The sequence below is a fragment of the Aestuariimicrobium sp. G57 genome (genome assembly GCF_050110855.1).
Classification (GTDB): Bacteria; Actinomycetota; Actinomycetes; order Propionibacteriales; family Propionibacteriaceae; genus Aestuariimicrobium.
Window position 1 is genome coordinate 554072 of sequence record NZ_JBNINW010000003.1, and the last position, 17599, is coordinate 571670.

A 17599-nucleotide genomic window follows, 5' to 3' on the forward strand; every position below is an offset into this window, starting at 1 on the left:
ACGCGGGACCAATGGTCATCTTCATGCCCGGCTTGGCCAGTGGGGGCGGGGCCGAACGGTATGCCGTCGGGCTCGCCGCAGCCCTGCGCGCCCTCGGCCATCCACGGGTCGTGATCGCCAGCGACGGCGCGACCCGCGATGAGATTGCCCGCCAGTTCGGCATCGACATGACCGGTATCGAGGTCGCTGATGTGCCCACACCGCCAGGGTGGTTGCGCCGGGCGCCCCAATCGGTTTTCGACCTGGTTGAGCTGTTGGGCTGGCGACATGCGGTCGCGCACCTGAACCCGAGCGTCATGGTCAATTGCCTGTACCGGGCCGAACTGCCCGGGCTTGGCAGCAGGCAGAACGTCTACGTGTGCCATTTTCCACACCCTCTGCGCATCCGGTACACCCCGGCTGCGCGGGGCTTGTTCATGTCCGTCATGGGTTGGTTGCAGCGGGTTCTGGTGACCCGTGCGCCGTCCTTCCTGGACACCTATGACCAGGTCGTCGCCAACTCCGAGTTCACCGCTGACCATGTCCGCAAGCGCTGGGGAGTCGAGCCTGTGATCGTGCCGCCGCCTTGTGCCTCGATGCTCGTCCCGGGAGTACCGAAGCAGAGGCGCATCGTGACGGTCGGCCGGTTCGAGCCCCCCGTCCCGGGCGTGCCAAACAAGCGTCTGGACGTGCTGGTCGACACCTTCGCCGCCATGACCGACCTGCACGCCGAGGGTTGGGAACTGCACGTGGCCGGGGCATGCCCGGACGCGAGCCAGGCCTACCTGGACGATCTGCGCCGCGCTGCGGGAAAGGCGCCGGTCACGTTCCACCCCAACCTGCCATTCGACAACCTGCAACAGTTGTACTCCTCGGGACAGATCTATTGGCATGCCCAGGGTTACGGGGAATCGCTCGAGGACCGGCCCGAAACCCAGGAACATTTCGGCATCACCACTGTCGAGGCCATGAGCGCAGGTGCCATCCCTGTGGTCATCGACACCGCAGGCCCATGGGAGGTGGTGCTGCCGGTCGACGGGGCCGGACGGTGGACCACCACGATGCAGTTGGAGGGCGAGACTCGGCGCATCATCTCCATGCCTGCAGACCAGCGCGACGCCCTCGCGGCACGTTGCCAACGACGGGCAGAGGAATTCTCGCCGGAAGCATTCGGCAATCGAATTGCCGTGATCCTCGGGCGGAAGGGTCAGTATGGGAACGCTTCCTGAAGTCACGGTGATCCTTGTCACCTACAACCATGCGCCCTTCGTGGCCGAAACACTCGATTCGATCCACGTCCAGACCCTTCAGCCCCATCGTGTGCTGGTGATGGACGATGCCTCATCCGACGGCTGCGCCGACCAGGTGCGGGCATGGCGAATCGCGCACAGTCCCGACCTCGAACTGATCGCCCACGTCCAGAACCGCGGCCTGTGCCGCACCCTGAACGAAGCGCTCAACACGGTGCAGACCCCGCTGTATGCCTACATCTCCGGGGACGACGTCATGGCACCGCGACGGCTCGAAAAGCAGGTGCAGGCATGGGTGCGCGACGGCTCGCAGGCAGCCGTCGTGTACTCGAACGCCACACGCATCGATGAATTTGGCGCAGAGCTCACCCCCGACTACCGCACCATGCATGCCTGGCCCGAGCAGTTGTCAGGGCATCTGCACACCGAATTGCTGCGCAGGGACTGGCTGCCGGCCGCGTCGCTGCTGATGAACACGGCGTTCGTGCGCGAGGTTGGCGGGTACGACGAACGGTGGTTCTTCGAGGACTATGACCTGCTGCTGCGCCTCGCTGCGGGGCACCGCTTCGTTGCCGTCGATGAGCCGTTGGTGTCTTTCCGCGAGTTGTCGACGTCCCTCGGTTCCACACGCTTCCGCGATGAGGATCCTGACTTCCTCGCGGCGCGGGTGGGGATCTGGACCAAGCAGTTCGGCGTGAGCAGCGAGGGCGATGCATACCTGAGACATGCGTTGCCCCCATTGGCGATCCGGTTGTGGGCCTCGGGGCGGCACACTGACGTGGCGCTTGCCGCTCTTGAATCGGCCTCACAGGGGCGGGACGCGGCCAACCTGCGGCTTCGGGCCGCGCTGATCCGCCTAGGAGTACGAAAGCAACCGGCGGTGCTCTCACGGCTGACCAGGGTCGCCGCAACACTCAGACGGCGCTGAGCAGCGCCAGGAACTGCGCCCACTCGGCGAGGATTGACTCCGGAGAGAATCGGTCCGCCTGCACCTGCGCCTCGTCACCCCGTGGGCCGCGATCCTCGTCCGAACGCATTGCCTGGACAAGGGCGGATGTGTAAGCGTCCTTGTCACCGGGGGGAACAAGCCACCCCCCGGCACCGACCAGCGTCCGCACTCCGGGTGACACATCGAATGCCACGGTGGGAACCCCTGCGCGGGCTGCTTCCAGGATCGACATCCCGAAACCCTCGTATGCCGAGCTGAGCAGGTGCAGCCCTGCATCAGCGAGCACTGCGTCAACATCGTCGCTACGGCCGGGCAGGCGGACGATCGTCCCAGCAGCCAGATCGGCCACCATGTGCTCGAGCACCTCCCGTTCCGGCCCTTCGCCGTGGATGTGCAACTGCCACCCGGACAACTCGGGTGCGGACCGCACCGCTTGGACGAAGCAGCGCACCATGACGTCGAGTTGCTTCTCACCCGACAGTCGGGCCAGGGCCACGGCCGTGCGGGATCGCCGCACGGACTGGCGTCGTGGCGCCACGTGTGTCGGGCCATAGGGGTTGCCGATGCCGACGCAGCGCACCTGTGGCAGCAGCGGAGCGAACTTGTCGGCGTCCTCGACTGTCAGTGCGACGAAACCGTCGAGGTCGGCATAGTGGCGCACGATCGCGGGACGCAACCAGGCCTCGATGTCGATCGCCTCGAACTGTGAGTGGTGCATGCCGACGAGAATCGGACCGTCGGCACCCGGGCGCCAACCGCACTCGTCGACCACCTTCTTCGGTTTGACATGGGTGAACACCAGTACGGTGTCGCCACCGTAACCGTCGAGTTGACGCCGCAACCGACGGCGCAGCCACCACCGGTCACCGCGCTTGAACATCACCACCGGCACCGCGGCGGGAACCCGCCACCACCGGCGTGAGCCTTCGTCGGCACGCGAGCGCAGCGCAGGCCCCGAATGCAACTGCTCACGGGGGTTCGCGACGAATGTCGAGAACCCCGGCTGACGAGTACCCGGCACCAGCGAGATGTGCTCCACGGCGATGCCGCGCGAGACCAGCGCCACCGACATGTTCTCGACCCACGTGGCACCGCCGCTGGTCTCAGGCACCCGTGGGGCCACAAACACCACTCGGCGAACCCCTGCTGGCCAGTCAGGGATCATGCGGCAGGTGTCCCGCTCGGCACGGCATCATCGTCCAGACGCCCCAGTTCGACCATCCGGGCAAACGAGGCGTTCGCGTCCCGGACCTCAGTGAACGTGCCCAGCCCCGTCACCCGGCCGTCCTCGAGGAAGGCCAGTTGATCGACGTGCCGCACGGTGGAGAGCCGGTGGGCCACGATGATGGCCGTGATCTGGCCATTGAGGTCGTGGATCGTGCGCGATATCTGGTCTTCGGTTTCGTTGTCGAGGGCCGAGGTGGCCTCGTCCAGCACGATGACGCTGGGCCTGCGGTACAGCGCCCGGGCGATACCAATCCGCTGCCGCTGGCCACCCGACAGCCGTGAACCGCGCTCACCGAGCAGTGAGTCGAGGCCCTCAGGCAGGTCAGCGAGCACGTCGCCCAATCGGGCGCGTTCGAGGCAGTCGCGAATCCGGGCCTCATCGCGGTGCTGCGGCGATTCCCCGAACGCGATGTTGGCGGCCAGGGTGTCATTGATGACGAAGACATCCTGCGGCACATACGCCACCTGCGCGCGCCACTCCGCGTCCAGGTCGTCAATCGACTCACCGCCGTAGGTGACGGTGCCGCGCGTGATCGGGATGAGGCCGAGCATGATGTCGACCAAGGTGGTCTTGCCCGACCCGCTCGACCCACACAGCGCCAGCGACGTTCCCGGCGGCACCACCAGGTTGATGTCGCGCAGCACGTCGTGGTTGCCATCGGGGTAGCGGAAGGACACCGCCTGCACCTCGAGGGTGCTGGGCGTCGCGGATGCCTGCCCACCCAGCGCCCGGTGTGCGGACCCGGTGACAGCCGATTGCTGCTCGGGCAGTCGCTGCAGTTCACCGACCGCCAACCGCAGGCCCGCGCGACCGCTGCGGATGGTGCCCAATGTCGTGGTGAGCCCGCTCATGACAGGAAGCAGCCGAACCGTGGCCGCGACGAACACCGTCAGCGTTGGCACCATCTGGGAGGGGTCGTAGAAGAGCAGCACCAGCGCCAGGATGAGCGCGATGCCGGTGATGCTGGTGAGTTCAAGCACTTGCTTGGGGATGCTGCTGTAGACCAGGGCCCGGCGTCCGGCCGCAGCGTTCACCTCGCTGGCCTCGCGGAACCGGGTCAGGAATTCGTCCTTCGCGTCATGCATCCGCACCTCGCGGAAGCCACTGATCGCGTTGATGAGCGCGAGGCTCTTGGCCCACGACGACATCACGGCCTGCTCCCCGGCCTGGGTGTTGCGCCGGGCCAGCACCCGCTGGATCAGGTAGACCGCCACCCCGAAGTAGACCAGCGCGGCGATGGTGATGGTGGGGGTGATGGCCAGCAGCAGGCCCAGGATCAGCAGGATCGACAGCCCGGACGAGAGCAGCCCCAGCAGGCTGCCGAGCACCTGGCCGTGGGCCGCTGCGACAGCGGCATCGAGGGTGCGCAGCATCTCTGCTGTTGTCCGGCGACGGTGTGAGATGTAGTCCTCGCTCAAGTAGGCATCGAGCAGACGGGTCGAGGTCTGGATCTGCAGTCTCAGGATCACCCCTGAACTCCACCACTGGAACAGCAGGCTCGCTGCGGCCTTCAGTGCGAACGCCGCCACCATCAGGCCCGCCATCAGCAGCACAAACGCCGTGCGCGTGGGCTCGCCCACGGCCCGGTAGATCACGCCGATGTAGCCGGACTCGAGGTCAGCCCCGAGCATCACCTGCATCAGCGGCAGCACCGCCGCCAGTCCGATCAAGTCGAACAGGGCCAGCACAAACTGGGCCGCCGCGAGGATGATGAGCTTGACCTGGTCCGGCCGGGCAAACGTGCCCCACAGGAACTGGATGTCCTGCCTCATGCCGGGACCCCTTCATCGGGGGCGATCGCCGCATCGAGGGCCGCCAGCTCTGCCGTCAGGGTCGGGGTCGTCACGTCGAGCGCCTCCGAAATCTCGCGGATGCGATGCCGCCAGTCCAGCTCGGCCAAGGCATGGGAATGGAGCCGCTGGGATGCGCCCTCCGTCCACGCCGCCACCGCGGTGGCGATGGCATCAATGCCGGCCTCGCGCGAACTGACGTCGATCTCGACACGGGCCGCTGCGGGAATCAGCGAGGCCGCCCGCACCTGCGGAAACTGCCCTGCAATCCGCGTGCCGCACGTCACCGCGTCGGTGAACCGTGCCGTGATGTAGTCACGGGTCGGGTGCGTGTAGTCGGACGGGCTGACGAGGTTGCTCGAGGCGAGCACGACCTTGGCGCGCGACAGCTGGCGCACCACCTCACGCTGGTTCACCAACCCATCGGTCTGGCTGCCGGTGAACGTGCCCTGGTAGCTGAGCCCCCGCTCGGCGAACAGCGCCCGGTTGGCATCGTCATCGCCCCAGGCCTGTGGTTGGCGGCCGAGCCGCAACACGTCGACATCACGCCCGGACGACCCTGGCCACCCCAATGCGTCCGAGCCCCACGGGGCCCACCCCGCCGGCACGCGCATCGCCGACGCATAGCGGTCGACCAACTCAGCATCGGTGACCCACACCCGGTTGATCGTGCGCCGCTCACGCGCGAACCGCGGGATCCGCTCGTCCCAGAACGAGTCGATGACCCACGCCCCGACCTGGTCGAACCGGCCGAGCAGCACGCGGGCATCGGCCAGCGCCAACAGGTCACCGGGATGGGCCGCTATGACAAGCAACGGGCCGCGTCGGCCGCGCAGCCGCGGCAGCATCGAGGCGAGTTTGGTGGGCACCCCGTAGTCCCTGGTCGGGTGGATCTCGACCAGGGTGGTTTCCCACAACCGGGCCACCAAGTGGGCCAACGCCGTCACCGGTCCCCACCCGCCGGACGAGGCAGGGGTCACGCACCAGACTTGTGCCGTCACTGGGTGAGCCCCCGCTGCCGCAGTTCGGCCAGGGCCTCGTCCCAGGCCGTGGAATCGGCGCCGGGCTCGGCCCACGACCGGGTGATGAAGTCGGCGATCGCGTCGGCGCTCGACACCTGCGGCTCGGGGGCACCGACGGCCCGCAGCCGGGTCAGGTCGGCGCAGGCATGCTCGATGTCTCCGGCGCGCTTGACCTCGACATGCTCGAAGCTGCCACCCGTGGGGCTGGCGGCGATGGCGTGGCGGGCAATGTCGACCAGCGTCGTCCGCTGCCCTGTGCCGACGTTCAGCACCAACGGTTGCCCCACCTCGGTGCGTCCAAGTGCCCAGGCGATGACGGCGGCGACGTCGCTGACGTGGACGAAGTCGCGGGTCTCGTGGCCGTCGCCGTAGACCTGCAGCGGCTTGCCCTCACGCAGCCGGGCCAGGAACGCGGCGAGCACCCCGGTGTAGGGGTTGTGCAGCGCCTGCCCGTGGCCGACCACGTTCTGGGGGCGCAGGATGGTTACGGGCACCTCGCGGGCCGCCTCGACCAGCACTGCTTCGGCCTCGGCCTTGGTCTCGCCGTATACCGAGATCGGCATCAGGTCGTCGTCCTCGCGGGACGGTTCAGGCTGGGCCACGGCATCGCCGCGGGCCCCGAACGCGGTGGTACCGTCGGGCTCCCGGTAGCGTCCCTCGCCATAGACAGCACGCGAACTCAATGACACCAGCGGCGCACCCCAACGCCGGGCCGCCCCACCCGCCAGCCGGGTGCCCTCGATGTTGACCCGGCGGTAGCGCTCCTGTTCGTACATCGACTGCGCAGTGCCGGTCTCGGCGGCGAGATGGACGACGGCGTCGTGGTGCCCCAACGACCGCCATGCCGCTGGATCGGCCACATCGCCCTCGACCACCTCACCGGGAAACCGGTCCCGGTCAGCGGCGGGATCGGCGTGCACCTGCGGCAACAGGCTGTCGAGTGCCGTCAACTCGTGGCCGGCAGCCACCAGGGCACGGGCCAGGTGCTGGCCGATGAACCCCGCCCCGCCAGTGATGAGCACCCTCATACAGCCAACCCTTCGTGCGACAACCGCTGCGACCCGACGACCGGGTCGATGACGCGCCACGCCGCGAACGGATCATTGACCGGGATGCGCGTGGTCTGGTGCACCAGCATCGCAACGCCGAGCACCAGGAACGCTGGGGTGGTGAAGAACACCTCACCGAGCTTCCATGCACACACGAGCACGACGGCGATCGCAGCTTCAGTCACCACCTGTTCGGCGGTCGCGCGACGTGGGTTGAGGGCGTGCATGCCCACCAGCACGAACAGGCCCAGCACGACGACGACCATCACCCACCCACCCTCGACGCGCAGTGAGGCGTAGGAGTCGTGGAAATACATGAACCGCTGCCCCATCTGCACGAACGCGGTGTTCAGACCGTTGCCGAACCATGGCGACAGCTCGAGCTTCGCCGCGGTCGCGATGTCGATCTGTTCGCGGAACCAGTCGGTGCCATCGCGGTCGCGAAAGAACCAGATGCGGGCGAACTGCTCTTCGATGGTGGTCAACAACGCGACAACCCCGACCGCCACCCCTGCGCGGATGACCAGCGGCGCCGCATTGCGCACCCACAACCACAACAACCCCACCGCGAAGGCTGCCATCGACGTTCGCGAACCCGTCAAGGTCAGGGCGGCCCCGAAGACGAGCACATGGGCAATCTTCGCGGGCCAGTGCCTGTGCAGCAGCAGGCCCAGCACGCCGATGACCGCGTACATCATGCCCGCGATGTTCTTGTCGCCGAAGAAGCCGGTCAGGAACGGTGGGTAGTTGTTGGGGGTCAGGCCCGCATAGAACAGGGGGATGTTGAGCACCATCGCGATGGTCAGGCCCTGCAGCAGGCTGCGCAGGTGCAACCGGCCCACAGCGATGGTCAACGCAAAGGCCAACAGCACCACCATCTTGGTGCTGCGCTGCAGCCAGTCGAGCCCGTTCAGGTGCGACACGACGATCGCCCACACGAGCATGAAGGCAAAAGCCCCCAGGACCCACCCGAGGCGTCGCACCCGGTGCAGCGGACGTCGCGCGGCGCCCACGCCCACGGCGAGCGCCATGATGGGCACGCCCGCCGGTTGCCCGATCACCGGCAGTTCATAGCGGTCCCACAGCAGGGCGAAGCCGATCAGGAAGTCGATGACCACGACACTGGCCAGCCAGCGTCCCCACGACTCGGTCGGTTCGTCCCCGGAGTTCACCCGTGCCGGTTGCAGTGTCGGCAGGGCAGCGGCCTCGTCGCCCCGCATCAGTAGTCCCTGCGCATCACGTCACCGCACCACCGCTCAGTTGTGCGGCGCGTCGTGGATGGTGGTGTCATCGACCACCACGCCGCGGCGGGCGCGCAGCCCGGCGTGGGTCGCACCGTTGGCACCGTGGGGCTGCTTCGCGAAAGCCTTGGCAGACGTGCCCTGCTTCACCGACATAGGCGCAGCCGGGATGACCTCGTTCGACGTCGACGTGCCGGCCCCGTCGACGTAGTAGACCTCGCTCTTGGCGGCGTAGCCGTAGCTGTGGCCGTAGACGAGTTCGCCCATGGCGCGCTTCGGCACGCGGTTCAGCACGGTGCCGAGCATCTTCGCCCCGACCAGCTCGAGCTGCTTCATGCAGTGGGCGATCTGGTCCTTCGGGGTCTTGCCCGTCAACGTGACGAACAGGGCACCGCCACTCGCCCGGGCGAGCAACGAGGCGTCGGTGACGGCGAGCATCGGTGGCGCATCGATGATCACCAGGGCATTGCGCGACAATTCGGCGATGAGTTCGGCCATCTTGCGCGAACCCACGAGTTCGCTCGGGTTCGGGGGGATGCGACCTGCGGGCAGCACCCGCAGGCCGGGTACGTCGGTGCTGACGAGCGCGTCGGTGACGCTGACGTCACCGGCCAACACCTGCGACAGTCCCACGGTCGAATCAATGCCGAAGGCCGTCGCCTGCATGGGTCGGCGCAGGTCACAGTCGAGCAGCACGACGGGCTGCCCCGACAGTGCCATGAGCCGGGCCAGGTTTGAGGCGATCGTCGACTTGCCCTCACCGGGGTTGGCGCTGGTGACCACGAACGACTTGAGCGGGTCATCGACATTGACGAAACGCAGGTTGGTGCGCAGCTTGCGCAGCGATTCCCCCGACTGCCCGGACAGCGCTTCCACGCCGCCCTTGCGCTGCTTGCGCAGGTCCTTGCCGTCCGGGATGACACCGAGCACCGAATGCCCCGTGATGTTCTCGACGTCCTGCTGCGTGCGCACCCGCACGTCGAGCTTGCGGCGGGTGAACGCCCAGGCCACGCCCAGCACCAGCCCGGCGACGAGCCCGATCAGCACGTTGCGCACCAGGTTGGGGCGCGCTGGGGCCCCGGGCAGGGCGGCCGACTCGTACGGAAGGATGTGGATGCCGGTGAGCCTGCGCAGTTGGGCATCCGCCGGCGGGGTGGCCATCGTCTGCACCTGGCCGTAGGTTTCCATGCGCAACGCCTCGGCCACCAGGGCGGCCAGCGCCGCGTCAGCCGTGGCCTGGGCCGAGGCTGCGGTCGTCCCCGAACCCGAGACACGGATGAACGATGTGCCCTTCACGTTCGAGGCCCAGTAGCTGCCGACAGGCTGGCCCTTTCCGGTCACGGTCTGGTTGACCCGAGCGGCCACCGCGCGAGTGCCCACCAGGTTGACATAGGACTCGGCGCGTTGCTGTGCCAGCAGGTCGCCCGCGGTGGCGGCCCCGACCGATCCGGTATCGGCAACGACGACCAGCCCGGTGGCCTGTGCCTGGTAGATGCTCGGGCGCGTCAGCGTGTAGGCCGCTGCCAGCGCGACCCCGACCAGGGCACCCACGAGCAGGATGACGATGTTCTTGCGGAGCAGCCGCACGACATCCAACAAAGTCATCTGGGATTCCTGTCAAGTTGCTGGCGGGGGTTATGGCGACCCCGTTGATCATGCCATACTTCAAAACACTGTTACGCACCGCCTTGGTGCGTGACTTCGAGTGTAGGTGGCAAGACAGTGCGGTCCCAATCCCCATCAGCAACCAGTCAGCTGTCGCGACAGCTGCGCATGGTGCGCCCGGTCGCGGACAGCCGCGGTCTGCGCGTCGTGCAGGTTGCCCTCGTGGCAGTGGACACACTCGCAATCGGCATCTCGACCCTGCTGGCCCTGGTGCTGCGCACCAGCTTTCCGATCTTCGGCCCCACCAGCGATGTCAATGAACTGGTGCGGCCCGCCATGGGCCTGTTCATCGTCGTCTGGCTGGCCACCCTGGTGCTCATGGGGGCCCACCGCCAGAAGCACCTGGGTGCCGGCACCGGCGAGTACCGCACCGTGCTGAACGCCACGCTGGTCACAGCCGCGATCATCGGCATCGGCGCCTACCTGCTGAACTACCCGCTCTCGCGCGCCTTCTACTTCCTGAGCTTCATCATCGGCCTGCCACTGCTGCTGGTGCTTCGCTACACCATGCGGCGCCTGCTGCACGGTGCCCGGCGTCGAGGCCTGTTCCGCTCGCCCATGGTGATCGCAGGCCACCCGGGGGCCATCGACCATTTCGCCGCGATGCTCGACCGTGAACCATGGATCGGCTATGACCTCGTGGGTGCCCTCGTGCACCCCGGCGAGGCCCAGCCCGCGTCCGGCATCGCCGTGCTGGGCAACCCCAACGACGTGTTGCAGGCGGTGCGCTCGACGGGGGCATCGGCAGTGGTATTCGTCGAGGGCTCGCTGCGCGGTGCCAACCATTTCAACGAACTCGCCAGGGAGCTCGAGCGTGAGCAGGCCACGCTGATCGTCGTCCCGTCGCTGACCGAGATCTCATCCCAGCGGGTCGACCTGCAGACGATCGCCGGCGTGCCCCTGATGACCGTCGCCAAACCGCAGGCCGAACGCGCCGGACGAGGGCTGAAGCGCGGCTTCGACATCACCGCGACACTGTTGGCGCTGCTGCTGCTCAGCCCACTGATGCTGGTGACGGCCCTGCTGGTCAAGCTCGAGGACGGGGGTCCTGTGATCTTTCGCCAGCGCCGCGTGGGTCGCGGCGGTGTGGTCTTCCATTGCCTGAAGTTCCGCAGCATGGTGCCCGACGCCGAACAGCTGAAGCAGAAATTGGCGGCGAGCGACCAGGGCAACGGGGTCATGTTCAAGATGAAGGACGACCCGCGCATCACTGCGGTGGGTCGATTCATCCGCCGCTACTCGATCGACGAACTGCCGCAGCTGGTCAACGTGCTGCGCGGCGACATGAGCCTGGTCGGCCCCCGCCCCGCCCTGGGCGCCGAGGTCGACATGTACCAACGCCACGTGCTGCGCCGCCTCGACGTGCGCCCCGGCATCACGGGCCTGTGGCAGGTATCGGGTCGCTCCGACCTGAGCTGGGAGGACGCGGTGCGCCTTGACCTCTACTACGTCGACAACTGGTCATTCCTGCAGGACATCACGATCCTGATGCGCACCGTCTGGGCCGTGCTCAGGCCGAACGGGGCGTATTGATCCCGTGAAGATTGCAGTCGTTCACGCGATCCCGACCATCTCGTCAGCCTACGGCCAGGACTTCGACGGCTTCTCTGCGGCCATGGACGTGATCGCCCAGAAGCATGAGGTCGAATGGATCAACGTCCACCCCTACAACAGTGACGCCGCAGTCCAGCGGGCAAGCATCGGCAAGACCGACGCCGACTTCGTGTTGGTGCGCAGTGACTGGGGTTGGTACCCGGATGCACTGGCAGCGTCCGCGTTGGCACGCACCAACGCCTCATGCGGCCTGCTGATCGCCGGGTCGAGCCAGCCACAGTCGCTCAGGCAGTCACTGCGCTATGACGTGCTCTTCTACGAGACGCCGTGGTACGCACAATTCGTCCGACAACACCCCTTCGCGCTGCAGGGCATCGGCGTGGACACCCGGGTCATGCACGACACGCATCAGCCGCGCGACATCGACTGGCTGTTCGTGGGTCGGCTGGCCGACTTCAAGCGGCCCGAACGCTTGCTCGACAAGGCCGGCACGCGCGTCATCGTCGGTGACCTCTCATCGGCCGATGAGGCCCGGCGGCAGCCCTTCACCGACGCCGGCATCACGCTCGTTGACCACGTCACCCAGGCGGAGCTGGCAACCTTGTACAGCCGGTCGACGTCGGTGCTGGTGCCGTGCGTGCTGCAGGGCGGCGGCGAACGCGCCGTCCTCGAGGGGCGCGCCTGTGGGTGCGACGTCGAGATCGCGGACGACAACCCCAAATTGGCCAGCCTGCTCGACATCCCGGTGGCGACCCACGAGGACTACGCGGCGATCCTGCTCGATGGCATCACCCAGGTGGTGCAGGGACGGCGCACCACCCACCGACAGAAGCTCGAGGGTGAGGCGGCACGCCGGGCATGGGTATGGCGCAACAAGTTGCGCCGTGCACCCCAGACAGTGCGCATCCGCTGGACCAACTGGCGACGGGCACGCGCATGAGTGACCCGGCCGTCGCCCCCGAGGTCAGCGTGGTCATCCCCGTGTTCAACGGGGCAGATACCATTGGCGAGCAGTTGGATGCCCTGGTGCGCCAGCACGACGCACCGGCATTCGAAGTGCTGGTGTGCGACAACGGCAGCACCGATGGCACGCGAGCGGTCGTCAAGGGGTACACCGAACGGCTACCGAACCTGCGCCTGCTCCACGCGAGTACGCGACGGGGGGCGAGCCACGCCCGCAACGTCGGCATTCTTGCCGCCCGCGGACGCGTGGTGGCGTTCTGTGATGCCGATGACGTAGTGGCGGACGATTGGGTAGCAGCCATGGCGAAGTTCGTGAAACCCGGTGGGATTGTCGTGGGGTGGGATGATTTCGGACCGCTGAACCCGCCTGCATTGGCAGGCGGGGTGGAAAAAGAGCTCGGGATTATTGCGGGCTACCTGCCCAGTATCGATTCTGCAAACGTGGCACTGGAACGCAATGCGGCACTCGCCATCGGTGGCTTCGACGAGAGTTACCGCTACGGGGTCGAGGACATCGATTTCGGTTGGCGCGCGCAGCAAGGTGGGCTCACGCTCACTCGCGACCCCGCGGTCGTCCGTGTGCGGCACCGCGCCGGCGGCATGGCCACTTTCCGCCAGCACCGCAATTGGGGCCGAGGCAACATCATGCTTCGAGTGCGGCACCGCGCACACTTGGGGGATGTCATGAGCTTCCGGTACTCGGTCCTCGCACTCGCACGCACGTGGTCGAGACTCCCGATCGACCTGTGGCGCAGCTCGGAATCCGACAAGATCCGCCGTGCGCGTAGCGCGGGCATGACTCTCGGGGAGTTCGAGGGTCACTTCCTCTTTCGGTGGCTGGGCCGCATGCCAGCCCCGCTTCTACTGGACGGCGCGGACGCCTCGTCCAGGCGCCCGGAACGGAGTCGCTCAACATAGGCGGCTCCATCGTCATCACGGTCCTGCCACGCGCCCGTCGCTGCGTCGATCGCCTGGAGGTCTGCGTCAACGTCTCGCCGAGTGGCGCAGACCGACGCGATCGTCACCGCCAGCGACGCTGCCAGCCCCCACGACCACGCCTGCCGGCCCAGGTAACTCATCGTGCCGAACATCTCGCCCGAGAAGGCGACCAGCACGAGCACGGTGACGATCGCCTGCCGGGTGGGTGCCCAGCGCAGCAGGCCCAGCCCGAGCACAGCCGGCAGCAGGTACCAAGGCCTGCCAGCCGGCCCGATCGTGCAGACCACGAGCAGCGTCAAAGCCCCGAACATCGCAGCTTCCGGCAGCCGTACCGAGAGCACCACCACGAGCAGCACCATCACAGCGGCGAGGCTGCACCAGAGCAGTGCCTGGGGCGCAAGCGCCTCGTGCAGCATTGCCGGCGCGCCACCTGCGCGGCCTGCCACGTCGGCCCAGATCGACCACCACGACGAGGACGCCCACGACGGATCACCCGTGGCGCTGGTCCAGCGCGCCCCGAAGGGGCTGACCCTTGACAGTGCCGCCACCGCGCCCACGAGCACCGCTACCACCAGCGCGCTCGCCACGGCCTGCGCCAGCTGCCGCAGTCGCCAGCTGCGTCCACGCGTGAGCGCGAACGGCACCACAAAACACAACGCCAGGGCTGCCTGCGGCTTGATGCCCACCGCCATCAGGGCCAGCAGCGTGCCCAGGACCGCCTGTCGCACCAGTCCCGCGACACTCCCATGGCGGGTCGCACCACCGAGGCGAATCGCCACAGGGACGAGCAAGCAGAGCGCTGCAGCCGCGAGGGTGACCGCCACCATGTCGAGATGAATGCCCGCGACGCCGTGCACCCAGATCATCGGGTTCAGCCCCACCGCCCAGCCCGCCTGCCTGCCGGACACGCCGAACAGGTCGGCCAGCCGTGGCAGCGCGAGCCAGAGGCCAACCACTGCGACCACGCAGAGAAGCCGCATCAGCACCAGGGCCAGCCATGCGCTTCCCGCCGAGGCCCACACGACGGCGGCCTGCAGCGCCAGTCCCACGGGCGGATAGGCGACCGTCGTGCCGGTCCACGCCCCACCCCAGCCGGCATATGGCCCCGCAACGCTGCCGGACGGAACCACGGTGGGGTCGAGGCCCTGCAGCACGAGCCACCCCTGCTCCACGTAGTTGTAGACATCGCCCCTGCCCGGGGGAATGACCAGCAGCACGAGCGACCACACCAACAGGGCCCATGCCTGCGTCCGACGTGGCTGGTGACGCAGCGCAAACCACGCACCAACCAGCAACACAACGCCGAGCATGCGCGCCGTCGCCGCCAACTCGACCGCCCGGTGCCCTCCACCGGAACGAAATGGGGTCCACAGCCCGAAAGGACCATCCGGCATGACTTCGGTACCGAAGGCCGACGCGAGGGCGAACACAGCCAGCCCCGCGCCGCCCAGCCCCACGGCGATGCCAACAGCTGCTGCTTGACGGCCGCCGTGGGTGGTCACTGCCACAGCGCCTCGAGTGACCGCGCCCGGTGGACGAACGTGTGCTCGGCCCGCGTGCGCGCAGCGGCCGCCTCACGCAGGGCCGCCATGCGATCAGCCGAGGCCATCACGTTGCGGCACTGGCGCACCAGTTCGTCAGGGTCGGTGAAGACCAACACCTCGCGCCCGGGGTCGTAGTAGTGCTCCACATCCGGCCGGTCGACCAACTGCACCGCCCCCACGCCGGCCGCCTCGAACGTGCGCATCGTGAACCCGTCCTGGTCGCCGTGCACGTTCAGGGTTCCCAGTCCGGCGCGCATCACCCCGTAGGCATCGGGCAGGGCCAGGTCGCGACCGGCGGGCACAGGCGGCGCCTCGAGCCGGAACGTGCGGGCCCGATCCACGGGGTGTGACGACCAGTCGCGACCGTGGGCACGCACCGGGATCCCTGCAGCCACCATTGCCTGCAGGTATTCCTCGCGGCGACCATAGCGGGCCCCGATGAAGTTGAACTCGCCCATCGGCGCCATTGGCGACGGCACGACCGCGGGGTCGAAGGCCAGCGGCACGTGCAGCGCCTGCACCCCCTTGGCATTCAGCGCAGCGGCATCGACTGAGCTGTAGGTGGCGATCGCGCCCAGGTCGCCGATCGTGTTGATGTCGTAGCGCATGCGGCGGATCTCGTCATAGAGCCACATCGCCGGCACCGCGCCGACCTCGCGCACCTCGCCCCAGAACGCAGGCGTCAGCACGTCGCCGCGCACGACGAGCACGATGTCAGGGCGTGCCTCACGGACGGCGTGGGCGGCGCGGGCGCTGACCAGGTCGGGCGACAGGTGCCCCTGTTGGCCCCTGACCCGCGCAGGCAGTTCGTGGCGCACCTTGTTCCACAGTTTCTCGGCCTTCGGGGCAGCGTCGTAGCAGTAGGTGCTGGCGTCATACCCCAATGCACGGAAGGCGGCCTCGATCGAGCGCCAGTAGCCGTGGAACGTGGGGCTGACCAGCAGTAACCTGCGGGGGCTCATGACCCTCCGATCGGTTTCGCGGGCACCCCACCCACCAGGGCACCGGCAGCCACGTCCCTGGTCACCACGGCGTTGGCTGCCACGGTGGCCCCGTCGCCGATGGTCACCCCGCCCAGCACCACCACGTTCTGGCCCAGGAACACGCCGTCACCGATCACGATCGGTCCGGTGCCCGTGACGCCATGCCGATTGCCGCGTTGGTGGTCGGTGCTGGTGACCAGCACGTTGTCGGCGAACACGCATCCCGAGCCGATGCTGACCGGGTCGATCGAGTGCAGGTGGCAGTGGTGGCCGACGTAGTTGTTGTCCCCCACCGTGAGCGAGGCCTGCTCACCCTCGGCCGCCAACCACACGCCATCGCGAATGATCGTGTTGTCACCAATGCGGATCCGGTCGGTGCCGGCCAGCGTGAGCGGGTCGACGATGACCGTCCCGCGCCCGATGTGGGCAAAGGCCCGGCGCAGCACGGGCATGAACAGCTGCGAGCGGCGGTAGCGCAGCCCGGGCAGCTTCTCGACGAACAACCTGGCGAGATTCACCCGTGCCTCCCGAACCCCACCAGCTGCTCCAGGTACGCCCCGTACCCGGACTTCGCATACCGGCCCGCCCGCTCGAGCAGTTGCTCATCGCTCAAGAACCCCTGGCGCCAGGCCGCCTCTTCGGGGCTGCCCACCACCAGTCCCTGCCTGGCCTGGATCGTGCGCACGAAGTTGGTCGCATCATTCAACGAATCGAAGGTGCCCGTGTCGAGCCATGCCGTGCCCCGCGGCAGCAGCTTCACCTGCAACCGCCCCGCCTCGAGGTAATGCCGATTGACATCCGTGATCTCCAACTCTCCCCGTGCCGACGGCGTCAACCCGCGCGCGACCGCGACGACCTCGTTGTCATAGAAATACAGGCCCGGCACCGCGTAATGAGATCGCGGTGCCCTGGGCTTCTCCTCAATCGAGAGAGCGCGCCCGTCCTCGGCCACCTCGACCACGCCGTACGCCGTCGGATCAGCGACCCAGTACCCGAAGATCGCGGCACCATCAACCTCGGACAACGTCGCCAGCTGCGTGCCCAGCCCCTGGCCGTAGAACAGGTTGTCGCCGAGCACCAGGCACACTCGCTCACCACCGATGAAATCGGCGCCAATCGTGAATGCCTGCGCCAGACCCTTGGGTTCGGGCTGCACCGCATAGCTGATCGAAATACCGTAGGCCGACCCGTCGCCCAGCAAGTGCTGAAAACCCGCCGCCTCGTGCGGGGTGGTGATCACCAGCACGTCGCGAATACCCGCAAAGATCAACGTCGACAACGGGTAGTAGATCATCGGCTTGTCATAGACGGGCACCAACTGCTTGCTGACCCCGAGCGTGATCGGGTGCAGCCGCGAACCGGTGCCGCCAGCCAGAATGATTCCGCGCATGCCGACAGCATGACACACCCGCACCGCCGCCGCACCGATGGCCCCGAGCAACC

15 protein-coding genes are annotated in these 17599 nt (G+C 67.6%); 5 read left to right on the plus strand and 10 right to left on the minus strand.

Features of this window, described 5'->3' with window-relative positions; translation table 11 throughout:
- Window positions 1–11: 11 nt before the first annotated feature.
- A complete protein-coding gene (locus ACQCX5_RS09635) occupies window positions 12–1208 on the plus strand; it encodes a glycosyltransferase (protein ID WP_434541810.1) in 1197 nt (398 codons plus the stop codon).
- Complete coding sequence (locus ACQCX5_RS09640) at window positions 1192–2157, plus strand: glycosyltransferase family 2 protein (RefSeq protein WP_434541811.1); 966 nt, start codon at window positions 1192–1194, stop codon at window positions 2155–2157. The genes ACQCX5_RS09635 and ACQCX5_RS09640 overlap by 17 nt, the downstream gene beginning before the upstream one ends.
- Here ACQCX5_RS09640 and ACQCX5_RS09645 read toward each other — a convergent pair.
- The 6 genes from ACQCX5_RS09645 to ACQCX5_RS09670 are packed head-to-tail and all read right to left on the minus strand — an operon-like array spanning window position 2144 to window position 10113.
- Window positions 2144–3289: a glycosyltransferase gene (locus tag ACQCX5_RS09645; RefSeq protein ID WP_434541812.1), complete on the minus strand. Its 1146-nt coding sequence runs from the start codon at window positions 3287–3289 to the stop codon at window positions 2144–2146. The two genes, ACQCX5_RS09640 and ACQCX5_RS09645, sit on opposite strands and share 14 nt — an antisense overlap.
- A gap of 50 nt (window positions 3290–3339) precedes the next feature.
- Complete coding sequence (locus ACQCX5_RS09650; RefSeq protein WP_434541813.1) at window positions 3340–5178, minus strand: ABC transporter ATP-binding protein; 1839 nt, start codon at window positions 5176–5178, stop codon at window positions 3340–3342.
- The gene (locus ACQCX5_RS09655) at window positions 5175–6176 is read right to left on the minus strand and encodes a hypothetical protein (protein WP_434541814.1); all 1002 of its coding nucleotides are present in this window, start codon (window positions 6174–6176) and stop codon (window positions 5175–5177) included. Before ACQCX5_RS09655 ends, ACQCX5_RS09650 begins: the two co-directional genes overlap by 4 nt.
- 17 nt (window positions 6177–6193) lie before the next feature.
- The gene (locus ACQCX5_RS09660) at window positions 6194–7246 is read right to left on the minus strand and encodes an NAD-dependent epimerase/dehydratase family protein (protein ID WP_434541815.1); all 1053 of its coding nucleotides are present in this window, start codon (window positions 7244–7246) and stop codon (window positions 6194–6196) included.
- Window positions 7243–8487, minus strand: a complete 1245-nt coding sequence (locus tag ACQCX5_RS09665) for a zinc ABC transporter permease (protein ID WP_434541816.1) — start codon at window positions 8485–8487, stop codon at window positions 7243–7245. The genes ACQCX5_RS09660 and ACQCX5_RS09665 overlap by 4 nt, the downstream gene beginning before the upstream one ends.
- A gap of 36 nt (window positions 8488–8523) precedes the next feature.
- A complete protein-coding gene (locus tag ACQCX5_RS09670; protein WP_434541817.1) occupies window positions 8524–10113 on the minus strand; it encodes a polysaccharide biosynthesis tyrosine autokinase in 1590 nt (529 codons plus the stop codon).
- A 228-nt stretch (window positions 10114–10341) separates the two neighbouring features.
- Here ACQCX5_RS09670 and ACQCX5_RS09675 point away from each other — a divergent pair, with 228 nt between their 5' ends.
- The 3 genes from ACQCX5_RS09675 to ACQCX5_RS09685 are packed head-to-tail and all read left to right on the plus strand — an operon-like array spanning window position 10342 to window position 13608.
- Window positions 10342–11706 (plus strand): sugar transferase, encoded by a 1365-nt coding sequence (locus tag ACQCX5_RS09675; RefSeq protein WP_434541818.1) that lies wholly within the window; start codon window positions 10342–10344, stop codon window positions 11704–11706.
- Window positions 11707–11710: 4 nt separating this feature from the next.
- Complete coding sequence (locus ACQCX5_RS09680; protein ID WP_434541819.1) at window positions 11711–12667, plus strand: hypothetical protein; 957 nt, start codon at window positions 11711–11713, stop codon at window positions 12665–12667.
- Window positions 12664–13608, plus strand: a complete 945-nt coding sequence (locus ACQCX5_RS09685; RefSeq protein WP_434541820.1) for a glycosyltransferase family 2 protein — start codon at window positions 12664–12666, stop codon at window positions 13606–13608. The genes ACQCX5_RS09680 and ACQCX5_RS09685 overlap by 4 nt, the downstream gene beginning before the upstream one ends.
- On the opposite strand, the gene mptB is transcribed toward ACQCX5_RS09685, so the two are convergent.
- Genes mptB through rfbA form a run of 4 tightly spaced genes read right to left on the minus strand, consistent with a single transcriptional unit; the run spans window position 13509 to window position 17546 of the window.
- Window positions 13509–15131, minus strand: coding sequence for a polyprenol phosphomannose-dependent alpha 1,6 mannosyltransferase MptB (gene mptB / locus ACQCX5_RS09690; protein WP_434541821.1), 1623 nt, complete (start codon window positions 15129–15131; stop codon window positions 13509–13511). The genes ACQCX5_RS09685 and mptB overlap by 100 nt on opposite strands.
- A complete protein-coding gene (locus ACQCX5_RS09695) occupies window positions 15128–16135 on the minus strand; it encodes a CgeB family protein (protein ID WP_434541822.1) in 1008 nt (335 codons plus the stop codon). Before ACQCX5_RS09695 ends, mptB begins: the two co-directional genes overlap by 4 nt.
- On the minus strand, window positions 16132–16674 hold the full coding sequence (locus ACQCX5_RS09700; protein ID WP_434541823.1) for an acyltransferase: 543 nt from the start codon (window positions 16672–16674) through the stop codon (window positions 16132–16134). Before ACQCX5_RS09700 ends, ACQCX5_RS09695 begins: the two co-directional genes overlap by 4 nt.
- On the minus strand, window positions 16671–17546 hold the full coding sequence (gene rfbA, locus ACQCX5_RS09705; RefSeq protein ID WP_434541824.1) for a glucose-1-phosphate thymidylyltransferase RfbA: 876 nt from the start codon (window positions 17544–17546) through the stop codon (window positions 16671–16673). Before rfbA ends, ACQCX5_RS09700 begins: the two co-directional genes overlap by 4 nt.
- Window positions 17547–17599: the final 53 nt, after the last annotated feature.

Excerpts from the sequence above, each read along its gene's own strand:
- ACQCX5_RS09635 (WP_434541810.1), top strand. The coding sequence starts at position 12 with ATGGTCATCTTCATGCCCGGCTTGGCCAGTGGGGGCGGGGCCGAACGG.
- ACQCX5_RS09640 (WP_434541811.1), top strand. The coding sequence starts at position 1,192 with ATGGGAACGCTTCCTGAAGTCACGGTGATCCTTGTCACCTACAACCAT.
- ACQCX5_RS09650 (WP_434541813.1), bottom strand. The coding sequence starts at position 5,178 with ATGAGGCAGGACATCCAGTTCCTGTGGGGCACGTTTGCCCGGCCGGAC.
- ACQCX5_RS09660 (WP_434541815.1), bottom strand. The coding sequence starts at position 7,246 with ATGAGGGTGCTCATCACTGGCGGGGCGGGGTTCATCGGCCAGCACCTG.
- ACQCX5_RS09665 (WP_434541816.1), bottom strand. The coding sequence starts at position 8,487 with ATGCGGGGCGACGAGGCCGCTGCCCTGCCGACACTGCAACCGGCACGG.
- ACQCX5_RS09670 (WP_434541817.1), bottom strand. The coding sequence starts at position 10,113 with ATGACTTTGTTGGATGTCGTGCGGCTGCTCCGCAAGAACATCGTCATC.
- ACQCX5_RS09685 (WP_434541820.1), top strand. The coding sequence starts at position 12,664 with ATGAGTGACCCGGCCGTCGCCCCCGAGGTCAGCGTGGTCATCCCCGTG.
- ACQCX5_RS09695 (WP_434541822.1), bottom strand. The coding sequence starts at position 16,135 with ATGAGCCCCCGCAGGTTACTGCTGGTCAGCCCCACGTTCCACGGCTAC.
- rfbA (WP_434541824.1), bottom strand. The coding sequence starts at position 17,546 with ATGCGCGGAATCATTCTGGCTGGCGGCACCGGTTCGCGGCTGCACCCG.